The organism is Paenibacillus sp. MAEPY2, from assembly GCF_000499205.1.
Taxonomy (GTDB): Bacteria; Bacillota; Bacilli; order Paenibacillales; family Paenibacillaceae; genus Paenibacillus; species Paenibacillus vandeheii.
Genome location: NZ_AWUK01000026.1, coordinates 1 through 15,351, shown reverse-complemented (window position 1 = coordinate 15,351; position 15,351 = coordinate 1). Strand labels below are relative to the sequence as shown.

12 protein-coding genes and 1 pseudogene are annotated in these 15,351 nt (G+C 43.8%); 12 read left to right on the top strand and 1 reads right to left on the bottom strand.

Features of this window, described 5'->3' with window-relative positions:
• Positions 1 to 163 precede the first annotated feature (163 nt).
• Both P364_RS0118990 and P364_RS0118985 read left to right on the top strand, forming a co-directional pair.
• A complete protein-coding gene (locus tag P364_RS0118990; protein WP_024631663.1) occupies positions 164 to 1,609 on the top strand; it encodes an amino acid ABC transporter substrate-binding protein/permease in 1,446 nt (481 codons plus the stop codon).
• Between the two features lie 4 nt (positions 1,610 to 1,613).
• Positions 1,614 to 2,330, top strand: a complete 717-nt coding sequence (locus tag P364_RS0118985; RefSeq protein WP_373456367.1) for an amino acid ABC transporter ATP-binding protein — start codon at positions 1,614 to 1,616, stop codon at positions 2,328 to 2,330.
• A 238-nt stretch (positions 2,331 to 2,568) separates the two neighbouring features.
• On the opposite strand, the gene P364_RS0118980 is transcribed toward P364_RS0118985, so the two are convergent.
• A complete protein-coding gene (locus tag P364_RS0118980) occupies positions 2,569 to 3,420 on the bottom strand; it encodes a MurR/RpiR family transcriptional regulator (protein ID WP_024631661.1) in 852 nt (283 codons plus the stop codon).
• A gap of 267 nt (positions 3,421 to 3,687) precedes the next feature.
• Between P364_RS0118980 and P364_RS0118975 the strand changes: the two genes are divergently transcribed.
• From P364_RS0118975 to helD, 10 genes and pseudogenes are all read left to right on the top strand, one after another.
• Positions 3,688 to 4,674 (top strand): Gfo/Idh/MocA family protein, encoded by a 987-nt coding sequence (locus P364_RS0118975; RefSeq protein WP_024631660.1) that lies wholly within the window; start codon positions 3,688 to 3,690, stop codon positions 4,672 to 4,674.
• 128 nt (positions 4,675 to 4,802) lie between these two features.
• Entirely contained in the window at positions 4,803 to 5,804 is a 1,002-nt protein-coding gene (locus P364_RS0118970; protein WP_024631659.1) for a LacI family DNA-binding transcriptional regulator, read from the top strand.
• 16 nt (positions 5,805 to 5,820) lie between these two features.
• On the top strand, positions 5,821 to 6,720 hold the full coding sequence (locus tag P364_RS0118965) for a helix-turn-helix domain-containing protein (RefSeq protein ID WP_024631658.1): 900 nt from the start codon (positions 5,821 to 5,823) through the stop codon (positions 6,718 to 6,720).
• Between the two features lie 248 nt (positions 6,721 to 6,968).
• Positions 6,969 to 7,961 (top strand): aldo/keto reductase, encoded by a 993-nt coding sequence (locus P364_RS0118960; RefSeq protein ID WP_024631657.1) that lies wholly within the window; start codon positions 6,969 to 6,971, stop codon positions 7,959 to 7,961.
• 41 nt (positions 7,962 to 8,002) lie between these two features.
• Positions 8,003 to 8,122, top strand: a pseudogene (locus P364_RS38275) (tRNA-binding protein); the annotation flags it as partial.
• Between the two features lie 192 nt (positions 8,123 to 8,314).
• The gene (locus P364_RS0118955) at positions 8,315 to 9,505 is read left to right on the top strand and encodes a glycoside hydrolase family 5 protein (protein ID WP_024631656.1); all 1,191 of its coding nucleotides are present in this window, start codon (positions 8,315 to 8,317) and stop codon (positions 9,503 to 9,505) included.
• A gap of 140 nt (positions 9,506 to 9,645) precedes the next feature.
• Complete coding sequence (locus P364_RS0118950) at positions 9,646 to 10,653, top strand: ABC transporter substrate-binding protein (RefSeq protein ID WP_029881100.1); 1,008 nt, start codon at positions 9,646 to 9,648, stop codon at positions 10,651 to 10,653.
• A gap of 337 nt (positions 10,654 to 10,990) precedes the next feature.
• On the top strand, positions 10,991 to 11,836 hold the full coding sequence (locus P364_RS0118945) for an AraC family transcriptional regulator (protein ID WP_024631654.1): 846 nt from the start codon (positions 10,991 to 10,993) through the stop codon (positions 11,834 to 11,836).
• A gap of 90 nt (positions 11,837 to 11,926) precedes the next feature.
• Positions 11,927 to 12,481: an MFS transporter gene (locus P364_RS0118940; protein WP_052016682.1), complete on the top strand. Its 555-nt coding sequence runs from the start codon at positions 11,927 to 11,929 to the stop codon at positions 12,479 to 12,481.
• A gap of 256 nt (positions 12,482 to 12,737) precedes the next feature.
• Positions 12,738 to 15,167 carry an RNA polymerase recycling motor HelD gene (gene helD, locus P364_RS0118935; protein WP_024631652.1) on the top strand — a complete coding sequence of 810 codons (2,430 nt, stop codon included), beginning with the start codon at positions 12,738 to 12,740 and terminating at the stop codon, positions 15,165 to 15,167.
• Positions 15,168 to 15,351: the final 184 nt, after the last annotated feature.

The following is a 15,351-nucleotide window of genomic DNA, read 5'->3' as shown; positions in this document are numbered from 1 at the left end:
CGGAGGAAAGTGAAGAGTGTAAGGGAGAGCATTGATTGTTAATTTGTTAATATCCTGCAAATAATAACAATATAATGTGTGAAGACACCTGAAAATGTACGAGAGTAACATGAACGACAAGAAAATGATCAGAATTCGGAGAACACCGAGATGAGGAGGACATATGAAAAAAACCAAGGTCTCATTTTTTGTACTATCACTAATTCTGCTCCTAGTAGCGGGGTTATCCGGATGGTCGGGGGATGCCAATGCAAACTCCAATTCAGGAAAAACGTATGTGATCGGCACGGACATTACATTTGCACCGTTTGAATATCAAGATGTGAATGGAGATTTTGTGGGTATCGACATGGATTTGCTCGATGCCATTGCAAAGGACCAAAATTTCAAGTATGAAATTAAAGCCCTGGGATTCAATGCTGCTGTGCAAGCTCTTGAGTCCAATCAGGTGGATGGCGTCATTGCCGGGATGAGTATCACAGATGAACGAAAACAAAAGTTTGATTTCTCAGAATCTTATTATCCATCAGGCGTTGTAATGGGTATTAGCGCAAATAACGATACCGTGAAAAGTTATGAAGACCTTCGAGGAAAAAAGGTTGCCGTGAAAACAGGGACAGAAGGATACAGTTTCGCAGAGTCGATATCCTCCAAATACGGCTTTACGATCGTTCCGTTTGATGATTCTGCGCAAATGTATGATGATGTGAAAACCGGAAATTCCGTAGCCTGTTTTGAAGATCATCCCGTATTGGCCTATGGGGTGAACCAAAACAACGGTTTGAAAATCGTTACGAAGAAAGAAGAGGGAGCCTCCTACGGATTTGCGGTAAGCAAGGGTAAGAATCAGGAACTACTTGAGATGTTTAATACAGGTTTGACGAATATCAAGGCTAATGGTGAATATGAGCGCATTACTGAAAAATATCTTGGTGAAAATGCTCCAACTGCTAACCTGGGTCGCTGGGAATTGATTCAGAAATCGCTTCCTTCGCTGTTCAAAGGTTTGGGAAACACACTCTTATATACGATTGTATCTCTGTTTTTTGCCTTTATCATCGGCTTGATATTTGGCTTTATGAAAGTGGGACAAAATAAATTCCTTCGTGGGGTTGCTACGGTCTTTGTAGACATCTTCCGCGGAATTCCGTTGATTGTCCTCGCGTTCTTTATCTATTTCGGGATTCCGCAGGCTATGGGCTTTACGATGCCGCTGTTCCTGGCCGCCATTCTGACACTGAGTCTGAACGCAGGGGCATACGTAACCGAAATTATTCGTGGCGGGATTCAATCGATTGACCGTGGACAGATGGAAGCCGCCCGTTCACTGGGTCTTCCTTATCGTAAAGCAATGATAAAGATCGTAATTCCTCAAGCCATACGGGTTATGATCCCTTCATTTATTAATCAGATGGTCATTACACTGAAAGATACGTCGATCTTATCCGTCATTGGCCTTGTGGAGTTGACGCAATCCGGTAAAATTGTCATCGCAAGAACGTTCGCCTCTTTTGACATTTGGTTGACTGTTGCGGTCATGTACCTGATTGTTATCATCACATTGACTAAAATCGCTGATTATCTGGAGGTGAAGGTTCGTCGTGGGTAAAATTATGGTTGAAGGATTAAAGAAAAGTTTCGGTTCGAATCAGGTTCTAAAGGGAATCGATATGTCCGTCCTCGAGGGTGAGGTTGTCTGTGTCATCGGACCTTCAGGTTCGGGCAAAAGTACGTTTTTGCGTTGCATTAACCAATTAGATGAGATTACGGCTGGACGGGTTATTGTGGATGATCGGGATCTGAATGATCCCAAAACGAACATTAACAAAGCACGGGAAAATATTGGCATGGTATTTCAGCATTTTAACCTGTTTCCCCATTTCAGCGTGCTTAAAAATATCATGTTTGCACCCAGAGAACTGGGGATATTAAATGAAAAAGAAGCTCGCGATACCGCACTTCGTTTGCTTGATCGTGTTGGTTTGTCGGATAAAGCAGACAGCTATCCAAATCAACTATCAGGCGGACAAAAACAACGTGTAGCTATCGCAAGGGCGCTTGCCATGAACCCGGATGTTATGTTATTCGACGAACCAACATCGGCGCTTGACCCCGAAATGGTAGGCGAAGTACTCGGTGTAATGAAAGATCTTGCGAGCGAAGGCATGACGATGATGATCGTCACCCATGAGATGGGGTTCGCCCGTGAAGTGGCGGATCGGGTTATCTTCATGGATGGTGGATTTATCGTAGAACAAGGGACTCCCGAAGAGATATTCGGAAATCCGAAGAATGAGCGCACGATCAGCTTCCTAGAGAAAGTACTCTAAAATGCCAAATTAAAACCCTTTTTAAGATCAGTGAAATGCACCCCTTAGAATAGACATTGGATAAACCGTCAGGTTACCGATGAAATTCTGAGGGGTGTATTTAGCATTCTTTTCAATCAACACTGGCCTTTTCGGCCGTCGCATAAACCAATCGGTTGCGAACAAGTGAGGGGAGGGCGATATCTCCCATCTCCCAGAAGCTTTATGATGCAATGCAGGCGTATCACATGAATGCGAATTACTCTTCCAAATGGAAATTCTTCAACGAATATGTAGTCATTTGCATGTTTTTGGTGTAGTCGATTTGAAAAATACAGGAGTAAATCACGTTTAATACGTAATCGAAGGCAATTTGTGATGAAAATGTACCGATCTTTGCGTGTTTTGTTTCATCATTCGGCACCTGAATACAGATCGTACTCATTTTGGCCAACTCACTTTGATGATTAGCGGTAATCGTGATGAATGGAATTTTTTCTCGCGAGAAATGTTGAGCTGCTTTTAGGAAAATGGGCGATTTTTCATGGTAGGTCAAAAAAATGGCGCAATCCTGTGTCGTCAGATTGATGGTGTGGTAGGCCCATTCGAATAGCTCTGTTGTGATCACGACGTATTTATTGATTTTAATCAGTTTATTTTGAAAGCTCTTCGCGCGAATTTGAGAATCACCCAATGCATAGATGAAAATTCGTTTCGCCTGATCCAGCAAATGTGCTGCTTCTGATAGAGAGGTTTCATCCATAAAGGCAAAGTTTTTCTCAATCGTTTCTTTCATTAATTCAGCAATATCTTTTGCTACCTGGAGTGAGGATTCACCAAGAGCGAATGGATAATTGGGATCGATATTGGAGATGTTCTGAGCATCCTGCTGAAACTCTCGAGCAAGCTTAATGCTGAACTCCTTGAACCCCGTCAGTCCAAGCTTATGAGTCAATCGGTTAATGGCAGAATGTGATGTGTATGTAGCTTTGGCAAGCTCTTGAATATTGAATTGAAGCATGAGCTCCTTATGCGTCAGAATATAAGATGCAATGCTTTTTTCATTTGGTGTAAAGTTGGTCATGTCTGTTAATTGAGTCAATATTTTCAAAAGGTTCACCCCGGATTCATTGAAATAACGTTGATGTAGAGCGTTCAGTAAACATTTTGTTTGAAAAAAGGGCATTAGGAATACATAACAGTGGTCAAAAGTACCGTAATTTCTTCAAAGCTCCTATGGAGGATTTTGTTCTTCTATAATAATTGAAAAAGAGGTTCAGGGGGAATTCATATGTTGACCATAGGTTAGTGATTCAATACAAAGAAAACATAGCAGTTATTGAAATATTGGAAAAAGATATGAAGGAGTGTAACTAACATGAAATTAGGAATTGTCGGAGCCGGAATGATTGTAAGGGATCTATTAAGCTTTATTCATGAAATTCCTGCGATTACGTTGGAGGCCATATGCTCCAGACCCGGTCATTTGGAACAATTGCTGTCTCTGCAAGAGCAGTATGGTATTACGCGTATATATTCGGAATATGGCGATATGATTGCCAATGACGAAGTAGATACGATCTATATCGGACTTCCAAATCATCTTCATTATGCCTATGCCAAAGAAGCGTTATTGGGTGGCAAACATGTCATCTGTGAGAAGCCGTTCACTTCCAATCTGCAAGAATTTCTTGAACTCAAAGAGATTGCACAGCAAAATGAGCTTGTGTTGGTTGAAGCCATCTCAAACCAATACTTGAAGAATTATTTGTCCATGAAGGAGTACTTGCCCAAGCTGGGTGACATCAAAATCGTGGAGTGCAACTATTCCCAATATTCATCCCGCTATGCTGCTTTCCAGGCTGGAGAAGTGCTGCCGGTATTTAATCCGGAAATGTCTGGTGGAGCCTTAATGGACATTAATTTATATAATATTCATCTGGTCGTGGGGCTTTTCGGGAGCCCGCAGAAGGTCGATTACTGGGCTAATATGGAACGCGGGATTGATACTTCAGGCATGTTGCTTCTGGACTATGGTGAATTCAAGTGCGTTTGTATAGGCTCTAAAGACAGCTCAGCTCCCAATGCAATGAACATACAAGGTAATAAAGGATATATCCACATGACGAGCTCGGCGAATAAATGCGAATCCTTTGATCTAGCGCTTCATATGGAAACACTGGTTCGAGTAGATCATAAGGATCACCCTCATCGGATGTATGACGAGTTTGTTGAATTCGAGCGTATAATCCGTGAGCAAGATCTGGAGAAGGTTACCGCTATGCTTAAGCATAGTGAGAAGGTGATGGAGGTTATTGAACAAGCCAAACAGTCCGCGAATCTTGTATTTGGACCTGATCTATAATATATCCTTGAAATTTTTGATCGATTGTATCTTTTTGTGCATTTCCCAAGATGACGTGTTAAAATGCGGTGAATGAGATAAAATGCATTTACTAGTGAACCAATAACAGTCTTCTTGGGGAGTATTTCATGATAACGATTAAAGATGTAGCAAGGTTAGCGGGTGTCGCAAGTTCAACCGTATCCTGTGTACTTAACGGCAAGAAATATGTAAGTGAGCACACAAGACAGAAAGTACTTGCAGCGGCAAATGAGCTTAATTACATCAAGCATGGAGCCGCATCCGAATTAAAGCGAAAAAATACACAAACCATCGGTATTATTGTTCACGATATGTCCGTCCCCTATTTTTCCGAATTGGTCAGTGCGATTGAATCCGTCGCCATAAGTCAGGGATATGACCTGATCGTATGCAGTTCTTTAGGTGGAGAACGATCGACAGCCGCACGCTTCATCAGGGAGAGAAGGCTGGACGGCGTGATTGTAATCGCTGAAAATATTGAAGATGAATTGTTGCTGCAGGCTGCTGACACGGAGTTTCCTATTGTTGTGATGGATCGGGAACTGCACAGTGAACATATAGTAAATGTTCTGATGGATGATGAGCAGGGTGGTTATATGGCAACCCGTTTCCTGCTGGATAAAGGGCACCGTGCAATAGCGTATATCAGTGGACCTTTAAGTTCGGACTGCAATTTGATGCGATATCAGGGTTATTTGAGAGCTATGCATGAAGCAGGAATGGAAGAGAATAAGAATTGGAGATTAGGCGGACAATTTATAAAAACAGGCGGCTACAACGCAGCCAAGATGTTATTGGAAGGAGAACTTCCAACCGCAGTCTTTTTTGCAAATGATGAAATGGCCATTGGAGGCTTGCAGGCATTTAAAGAAAATCAGGTCTCCATACCCGAAGATCTATCCATCATCGGTTTTGACAACATACATTTATCCGAATACCTAAATCCACCGCTTACCACTTTTCGACAACCCAAAACAGATGCCGGATCCCTGGCCGGACACGTATTATTTCAAATGTTAAAAGGTGAGGCTGTAGAATCGACTTATAAGGTCAATATACAGTGTGTCGAACGTGACTCTGTTTCCTGTTATTCTATAATGAAAAGCTAAAAAGGCGGGTCTGCTCATGTCCGTGAGAAGCAAAAATGTCATCAAGGCACCACAAGAGCTGGAACGTGCACCAGACAAGCAAGGAAGCTTAAAGCAGAACGGGTTATCCGTCATTAAATTTTGCTTGCACACACAAGGGACAACAGGTTCCTATTTTCTGAAAGAACACATGTTGCTGTTCGTCATATCTGGCGTGTACACGGTTCGATTCAAGGATCAGGAATACACCGTGCGCAGTAATGAAATGGTTTTTCTTCACAAATCCATTCGAATTGATTACATAAAGTCGGGAGAACCCGGCTCTGAATTCATGCTGGACTACATGATGTTTTTCCTGAACGAAAATATGCTTGAGGAATTTGTTCAGTTCTCTGGTTTCAAACCGACAGAGATCGTAAATGAGTTCATTCCAGTATCCGTTATTCCGGTCAATGAGCTCACTCGCTCTTATATAACGTCATTGAAACCCTATTTTGAAACACCGGAAGAGGTAAATGACGGGCTGGTACGGATCAAATTCATGGAACTCCTGTTTCATCTGGCGAATGCCAATGAGCATTTCTTACAGCAACTCCTACAGCCGAATCATGATAAAAACAGTAACTTCGGCAAAATGATAGAGGAGAATATCACCAATCCCATATCCATAAGTGATCTGGCTTATTTGTCCGGCAGAAGCCTGTCTACCTTCAAAAGGGACTTTCAGGCTGTATACCATACTTCACCTCTGAAATATATTCGTAATCAGAGACTGTATAAAGCCAAAAAACTGCTGGCAGAGACGTCTCTGTCTGTCACGGATGTCTGTTTTTCAACAGGTTTCGAAAACGTTGCCCATTTTTCCAAAGTATTCAAACTTCATTTCGGGCTTCCACCGTCGGAGTATAGGCTGCAATGCAAGCACAGTGTGGAATAGATAAAATAAGCTCATCTGGACCTCTTCAGCCTTTAGAAAAGATAGTTATCGTTAGGTAACGTTCCTGTGTAAAGCGCTTCGCGATAAAATGTCGTGAAGCGCTTTTTTGTTTATCTATAGAGACAAATGGGCTAAATAAACAAATCAGATGAACTTAATAGCAAAGAAACGTATCTGTTTTCTTGTTATTCTTGACTCATGGGTACGACGTTGTAGCAACCAAAAAGAACTGAGGAGAGGATTAACTAATGGAATATGTTAAATTAGGAAATACAGGTATGGATGTATCTCGGCTTTGTCTTGGCTGCATGGGTTTTGGTGAACCAGGGCGTGGATTTCATCAATGGGTATTGGATGAGGAGCATAGTCGTCCCGTCATTCAAAAAGCCTTGGAGATCGGCATTAATTTCTTTGATACGGCAAATGTATATGCAGGTGGAACAAGTGAGGAGATCCTGGGGCGGGCTCTCAAGGACTATGCAAATCGGGATGAAATTGTCCTTGCGACAAAAGTGTTTTCCCGCATGCATGATGGTCCGAATGGCGCTGGACTTTCTCGAAAAGCAATTATGAGTGAGATCGACAAGAGCCTCAAGAGACTGGGAACCGATTATGTGGATCTGTATCAAATTCACCGTTGGGACAACCATACCCCGATCGAAGAGACTATGGAAGCATTACATGATGTGGTGAAAGCAGGGAAGGCAAGATATATTGGCGCTTCTGCCATGTCCGCATGGCAATTCCAAAAGGCTTTATATGTCGCTGAGAAAAATGGATGGACCCGTTTTGTATCAATGCAAAACCACTATAATCTGATCTACCGTGAAGAGGAAAGAGAAATGATGCCTCTTTGTCAGGAAGAGAAAATCGGTGTGATTCCATATAGTCCGCTTGCTTCTGGTCGACTGACCAGAGATTGGGCGGAAACGACAAAACGTTCTGAGACGGATCAGGTGCAAAAGGCAAAATACGATGCAACAGCCAGTACCGATCGGTTGGTGGTAGAGCAGGTTGCAGATATCGCAGAAAAACGCGGCGTTCCCCGGGTCCAAATCGCCCTTGCCTGGTTACTGCACAAGGATCCGGTTACAGCTCCAATCATTGGCGCTACGAAGATATCCCATCTCGAAAATGCAGCTGAGGCTCTGGCGATTACGTTAACTTCTGAAGAAATTGCATGTCTGGAAGAGCATTATGTACCTCATCCGGTATATGGACTTAATGTTGGTTTTAAGTAATAGCAGTTGGAATGGCAGTGTATTTTTGGGCAAAATCCGTGCCTCGTCGAATCGCCGGTTTCAATTCAGGAGTATTGGTTCTGGGAGGAATACCCCAAAAAGGTGATGTTGTTCAATTAAAACCAGATATCGAACTGCTCGATGGGACACCGATTGGTTAATAGAGCGTTTTGTCATATTGGTGTAACAGACAACGGGTAAGATGGCTATCGAGGTGATTGATTATGAAGAAAATATCAACGAAATCGAGTTGGCCAATCGGAAAAAATGTTTTACTCTCGGCGGTCATTATGGTTGCATTGGCTGGTTGTAGTTCTAACTCAGCCTCTCCGAAACCATTGGAGGTTTCAGGGATGAACAGCCATCAGGAGGAGAAGGCCGCAGTTGCTTCAGAGAAAATGAGCTATTGGAATGAACAGCGGAAAGGGACAAATTTTATGAATTCCACGTCTCTTCCCGAAAACTATGAAGCGGCCAAGGATGAAGGCATAGCGTTCGTCCGGCTCGCGCCGGATAAGTGGAGCAAAGATCGGGATTTTTTGTTTAACGATCAGCCGGATAAACATATGAATGCAGATTTTTTGATCGGGAGCTCGGATAAGTACGAAGGTATCGTGGAAGCGGATTTTGCCCGCCTCAAAGCGGACCTGGATGCCGCCGAGGCTAAAGGGATGAAGGTTGTGGTTACAGTGCTTAGTTTGCCGGGAGACCGTTGGCGACAGTTCAATGGAGCCAAAAATGATGATCGGATCTGGAATGATGTTGAATATCACAAGCAAGCTGCTCAGTTCTGGAAGGATCTTGCGACACGATTGAAGAATCATCCTGCCGTCATCGGCTATAACCTGATTAATGAGCCTCATCCGGAAACGGCAACGGGCTTCCACGACTTCTGGACACAGGATTATTTGGAGTGGTATACCAAAGTGGAACATACCGCAGCGGATCTGAATTCACTCTATGACACAATCGTAAAAGAGATCCGGACGGTTGACCAGACGACCCCCATTATTGTAGATTCTGGACTCTATGCAACGCCTTGGGCCTTTACGTATTTGAAGCCGATTGATGATCCTAACGTGCTGTATGCTTTTCATATGTACGAGCCTTATGAAATGACAAGCCAAAACAAGAAAAAAGGATTTACGTACTCTTATCCGGGAAGTGTAAAGGTCGGGAATGACCAGACTGAAAAAGAGTTTAACCGCCAGGCTCTCAAACAATTTGTTGAGCCAGTTGCCAAGTGGGCATCAGATCATGACATACCTGCGAACCGGATTATTGCTTCGGAATTCGGAACGAACCGAATGGTTCAAGGTGCAGATCGCTACATGGCAGATCTGATTTCTATCTTTAATGAGTATGGATGGCATTGGGCTTTCTACGCATTTCGTGAAGATACGTGGGACGGGATGGACTATGAATTAGGCAATGAGAAGCCGAACTGGAAGTATTGGGATGCGATTGAAAAAGGGGAGCTGCCTGCCCGCAGTAAGGCAGATAATCCAACTTGGAATGAAATAAAGGGAAGCTTGACGAAGTGAACCCGTTATTGTGTTATTTACAGGCAAGCAGAGGAATTATTAAAGGTGGTGCGTTCCTAGTAAAATAATCTTGTCAAATCATCCGTATCGTGATATCGTTGATAACGATTATCAATATCAATGAAGAGGATGGGTTTATTTTGCTGAAACGAACTAATTCGATATTTCTTGTGCTTGCACTGATGGCCCTTCTCATAGTGAGTGCGTGCAGCCAGTCTGCAACGACGGATAAGGCGACTGAGACCAGCACAAATGCAGTTGCGGAGACAGGTACAACGACTGATGCAGCATCAGCTGATGAAGTAGGAGAAACCATTGCGTATCAATCGGATGCAGGAGAAGTACAAGTTCCTAAAAACCCTAAGCGCATTATCGATCTAACTGCATTTTCGACAGGATACTTTGTTGCTCTGGACGCTCCGGTAGTCGGGGCGCTGTCAGGTGCGATGGACAACAAGTACATTAAGGATCAGCTGACTAATGAAGGTACAACAGATCTGGGTGAGAAGCCAACAGCCGAGCAACTGGTTAGCTTAAAGCCTGACTTGATCATCGTTTATACAGGTGCAGAAGGAATTGATCAGTTGTCACAAATTGCACCTGTAGTACAGATCAAGTATGGTGAGCGCAACTATAAAGACCTCATGCTGGAACTAGGTAAGCTGACGAATAGAGAAGATGCGGCGAAAGACTGGATCACGAAATGGGAAGCACAGATTAACGAGCTGAAGCCGAAGGTGCAGGAGGTCGTAGGCAATCGCACAGTCTCGATCTTGAATCCATATACCAAGGGATTGTATGTTTTCGGCCATAATTTCGGTCGTGGCGGCGAAATCATCTATGGTGAATTTGGCCTTAAAGCCCCAGCCAAAGCTCAGACAGAGGCGATTGACAGTGGTACAGGTTGGGCCTCCATTTCGATGGAAGTGTTAACGGATTATGCCGGTGACATCATCTTCACCAGCCCGTGGTCGGGAGATACAAGCGATCCGCAGATTGTTTACGATAATGCTCTGTGGAAAAATCTACCTTCAGTCAAGGCAGGCAATGTGTTCCAGCTTGATCCGACATCCGACACATACAACGACCCTGTATCACTGGAAGGCCAGTTGAAGTTTATTTCGGACAGCCTTCTTTCGGTGAAGTAAGGTTTGTACCAAAGAAGCTTCAAAACTATTTAGCAATTCGTGCAGGAGCAACGTTGATAGTTACCATTGCTCAGAACACGATTGTAGAGAACTCATCAGATTGTTTAATTTTATCTATCAACTTCAATGGAAAGTCGCTAAAACAGCGGCTTTCTTTGTTTGTTTTTTGTCCTGAATTTTAGATCTCCACCATAGATTCCAAAAGGAATATCCATAAAGTTATAATAAAGTGAAGTTCTTCTCATCCATAGACCCTAACCGGACAAATCAAAGCACATCCTGACAGGCTCTTGCATACCCCTTCGTCTATTATTGAAATTAAGGAGTGATTAACCGTATGAACTGGATCGAATCATTACAACAAGCTATTCAATACATGGAAGATCACTTACTGGAAAATATGACTATCGAGCAGATATCGGCTCAAGCGCATATCTCTCCTTTTCATTTTCAACGTACGTTTGCGTTGTTAACGGATGTTACTGTCGGCGAATATATAAAGCGGAGACGATTGACTTTGGCGGCAAATGATCTTCTGTTGACCGATCAAAAAATCATTGATCTGGCGTACAAATATGGCTATGACACTCCTGAATCTTTTTCCAAAGCTTTTCGGAGACTACATGGAATTTCACCTAGTGAAGCACGTAAAAATAGTACCTCCGTCAAAGCGTATAATCGTCTGGTTATTCAAGTCAGTCTGAAAGGAGCAGAGCACATGAATTACAAAATTGTTGAACATCCCGGAATGACGTTAGTTGGAATAAAGCAAACTTTCTCCTATGTAGAGGGTAAACATTTACGAGGAATCGGGCAGATGTGGCAAGAAGCATATACGAGTGGTATGGAAGATCGTTTATTTGAATTAAATAATGATGGGATCAAAGGATTACTTGGTGTCTGTGTGGATCAGAGCGAAATCCAGGAGAAACAAATGGAATACTGGATTGCTACAGCCTATGAAGGTAAAGTGCCGGAAGGACTTGCCTCATTCACGATCCCTCCTTGCAAATGGAGTGTATTTGAAGTGCAAGGACCGATGCCCGAGAGCATGCAGAGCCTATGGAAACAAATTATTTCCGAATGGTTCCCTTCGAATCCATATGAGCATGCGGGCATACCCGAACTAGAAGTATATCCAGGTCCGGGTCATCCTCCGCAAATCTGGATTCCAATTAAATAAAGATGCTACATACTGCCGCACTGCGTTCCAGCAGTGCTCAGCCTGTTGCGAAATGCCCCTGGAAATATTCCAGGGGCAATTTTATTTCTCTTGTCTTGTCGCTACTTTCTCTCACTTACCTTGCAAAAGATTGAAGGCTACACTCCGTTTGAAACAGGTCTTGCTTTGTTGCCGATGGCTAGTATACTAGCTATTGCCGCGATTCTTTCCCGGCGTTTGGAAGATGCAGGCTTTCATAAGCTTCCATTCTTTGGTGGTCTTCTGGCTGCGGCTGGATTCATCTGGTTAAATGAGCTGCCAATGCATCCGAACTATGTTACTCAATTACTTCTTCCGAGCTTGCTCATTGGAGGTGGCTTGGGGTTGATGTTGATGACAGCTACTCATGCCGTACTTGCAGGCATTCCATCGCAAGACTCCGGCATCGCCGCAGGACTTCAAAACACAGCCCGCCAGCTCGGCGGCGCGCTCGGAATTGCGGTACTTGTAACGGTGACGCATATAGCGGCAGGGGGACAAACGAATCAAGGTGATATAACTGCAGCTTCACAGCTGGCCGGATATCATGCTGCTTTCCTGGCATGCGGCGTAATTAGTGGACTATCAGCTCTAGCTTCATTGTTTCTGCAGCATAATGAAGACTAGTAATCTTCGTCCAATAAAAGACAAAAAGGGCAAGCGATCATAAGCGATCGCTTGCCCTTTTGTTTCTAGCTGGCAGGAGATACAAAAATAAAAATTGAACAAGAAATAACGCTATGATATAATCATTAGCGTCATCGGCAATTCAACATAAAAGGTGTATACATTCTAATTCCTAATTTAATTTTACATCTGGAACTTTGATTTGTCAATGCTCTTTTTCATCCCAAAAAAAGGAATAAGGAGTGTGTTGGGAGAGATGGAAACGAAGGATTGGCGATTGGAACAGGAACGGTTGGAATGGGTAAGAGAGAAACTTCAGGCGAGAATTACCGAACTGGAGCCTGAAGTTACGGGAATGCACGATCAGGCTGCGGACATCCGCAAGCGGTTTTGGGAAGAAGTTACGATTAACACAAGCACTCATGAAGATTTCGAAGAGACCTTTTACACGATTAACCAGCAGTCAGCGGTATTGGCCGAGCGGGAAAGAGGTCACAAGCGTTTGACGCAGCAATGGAATAGCATGAAACGTCTGCTCCCGTCTCCTTATTTCGGACGCATCGACTTCCAGGAGAAGGGGCTTGGCATCAGCGAGCAGATCTATATCGGGGTATCCTCTTTCGTCGACGAAGACGGCTTGAGCTTTCTGATCTATGACTGGCGTACGCCGATTGCGAGCATGTATTATGACTCCTCCCCAGGTCTGGCGTCTTATATGACGCCGATCGGACGAATTGACGGAACGATGGAGCTCAAACGGCAATTTCAAATTCAATATGGTCAGATTCGGAACATGTTTGATGCGAGTGAAACGATTGGAGACGACTTGCTGCAGCAGGTGCTTGGCAAAGGAGCCGACTCGCAAATGAAGAGTATCGTGGCAACCATCCAGAAGGAACAAAATGCCATCATTCGTGATGATAAAAGCCGGATGCTTATTGTACAGGGAACGGCCGGCAGCGGTAAAACTTCCGCAGCCCTGCAGCGGGTAGCGTATTTGCTGTACAAACACCGTCAAACGATCAGTGCTGATCAGATTGTTCTTTTCTCACCGAATCCGATGTTTGCGAGTTATATTTCCACCGTCCTTCCGGAGCTCGGTGAAGAGAATATGCAGCAGACCACATTTCAAGAGTATCTCGACTATTGGTTAGGATCTTCGTTACGGCCAGAGGATGCCTTTGATCAGATTGAGTATGTACTGACTGCAAAAGGAACGCCAGGGTATGAAGCTCGTCTTCAGGGAATCGAGTATAAAGCTTCCGATGCTTTCCTGCACGCTTTGCAGAACTATGGAATATGGCTGGGTCGGGAAGGCATGCAATTCAACAGTATTCGGTTTCGGGACCACGATTTGATTACCGCAGAGCAGATCAGAGCAAAATTTTACGGTTATGATCTTTCCTTGCCGCTGTCCAATCGTGTCGTTCTCTTGCAGGAATGGTTGCAAAATGAACTGACTATGTTGGAACGCATGGAACGGGAGGCGCCTTGGGTACAGGAAGAAATGAATTATCTCGACACCGAGCAATATGCAGAAGTGTTCGGAGTGCTGCATAAGGATAGGGAAGTATTCGACGTTGCGGAGCAATATGCCAAAGTTCGTGAGATAATGAGCAAGACGCGCCGGCAAGATGAAGGCGACTTTGACTTTGCCGGGAAGGAAGAAGATATGCTCCGCCGGAAGATCGTGAAAGAAAGCTTTAAACCGCTAAGGAAAAGTGTGAGGAAATTCTCATTTGTAGATGTCAAAGGCATATATGAACAATTGTTTGTAGACGAAGCTGCTTATCGGGAGAAAACAAATGGTGCTGTTACCCCCACGCTGTGGCCTGAGATATGCAAGCAAACGAGGGAAAGCATGCACCGGAACGAGTTGTTTCATGAGGATGCGACTCCCTATTTGTATGTAAAAGAAATGATTGAAGGCATCCGGACAAACACGGAAATTCGGTATGTCTTCGTTGATGAGGGTCAGGATTATTCATCGTTTCAATATGAATATCTCAAAAAGTTGTTTCCACGTGCCCGCATGACGGTGCTTGGCGATTTCGGGCAAGCGATCTTCACACAGGCTACAAATTTGGCCGCAGCCGATTCACCCCTGATCCGCCTCTTTGGCGAAGCCGAAACCAATCTGATCTCCCTTGTACGCAGTTATCGCTCAACCAGAGAAATCGTTGAATTTACAAGAGTGATGCTTCCAGACGGAGATGAAATTGTACCATTTGAAAGAAAAGGCCAGAAGCCACTGTTGACGAAGCTCAACGACAAAGATGACCTAATTGCACAAATGGTGGCAAATATCGCTGCTCTAAAGGCAGAGGGCTTTGATTCCATTGCCGTCATTACGAAGACTGCCGCCGAAAGCCAGAAGGCCCATGAATCGTTACGGATTCAAGGAGGTGCAGATTTGCAGCTCATTACTAAAGAGACGTTCAACTTCGAAAAAGGCGTAATGGTCATTCCTGTGTATCTCGCCAAGGGTGTTGAGTTCGATGCAGTCTTGATCTACGATGCTTCGTCTGAGATGTATGGTCAAGAAAATGAACGCAAGCTTCTTTATACGGCATGTACGCGAGCTATGCATCGACTTCAATTGTACACGACAGGCGATTGGTCGCCTTTCGTGCAGGCATTGCTAGCGGATTTGTATGAGGAATGGAACTCCCATACATCGGAATAAACATGTCGGCATTGACGGAGGTAACCCTATAAAGAATCACACGAGTCGCCTTTCTGGCGACTTTTTTTTCATTTCTAAGTAATTGTAGAGGTGAAATTTGGTTAACGTCTTTCTTTGAATTATTTCCGTATTGTTATACTCAGCATAATTATTATTATATGGGTGGACTAAGATTACAGTTATA

What these genes read in the sequence shown, in the direction of transcription:
- P364_RS0118990 (WP_024631663.1), top strand. Translation starts at nt 164, where the DNA reads ATGAAAAAAACCAAGGTCTCATTTTTTGTACTATCACTAATTCTGCTC.
- P364_RS0118985 (WP_373456367.1), top strand. Translation starts at nt 1,614, where the DNA reads ATGGTTGAAGGATTAAAGAAAAGTTTCGGTTCGAATCAGGTTCTAAAG.
- P364_RS0118975 (WP_024631660.1), top strand. Translation starts at nt 3,688, where the DNA reads ATGAAATTAGGAATTGTCGGAGCCGGAATGATTGTAAGGGATCTATTA.
- P364_RS0118970 (WP_024631659.1), top strand. Translation starts at nt 4,803, where the DNA reads ATGATAACGATTAAAGATGTAGCAAGGTTAGCGGGTGTCGCAAGTTCA.
- P364_RS0118965 (WP_024631658.1), top strand. Translation starts at nt 5,821, where the DNA reads ATGTCCGTGAGAAGCAAAAATGTCATCAAGGCACCACAAGAGCTGGAA.
- P364_RS0118960 (WP_024631657.1), top strand. Translation starts at nt 6,969, where the DNA reads ATGGAATATGTTAAATTAGGAAATACAGGTATGGATGTATCTCGGCTT.
- P364_RS0118955 (WP_024631656.1), top strand. Translation starts at nt 8,315, where the DNA reads ATGAACAGCCATCAGGAGGAGAAGGCCGCAGTTGCTTCAGAGAAAATG.
- P364_RS0118945 (WP_024631654.1), top strand. Translation starts at nt 10,991, where the DNA reads ATGAACTGGATCGAATCATTACAACAAGCTATTCAATACATGGAAGAT.
- helD (WP_024631652.1), top strand. Translation starts at nt 12,738, where the DNA reads ATGGAAACGAAGGATTGGCGATTGGAACAGGAACGGTTGGAATGGGTA.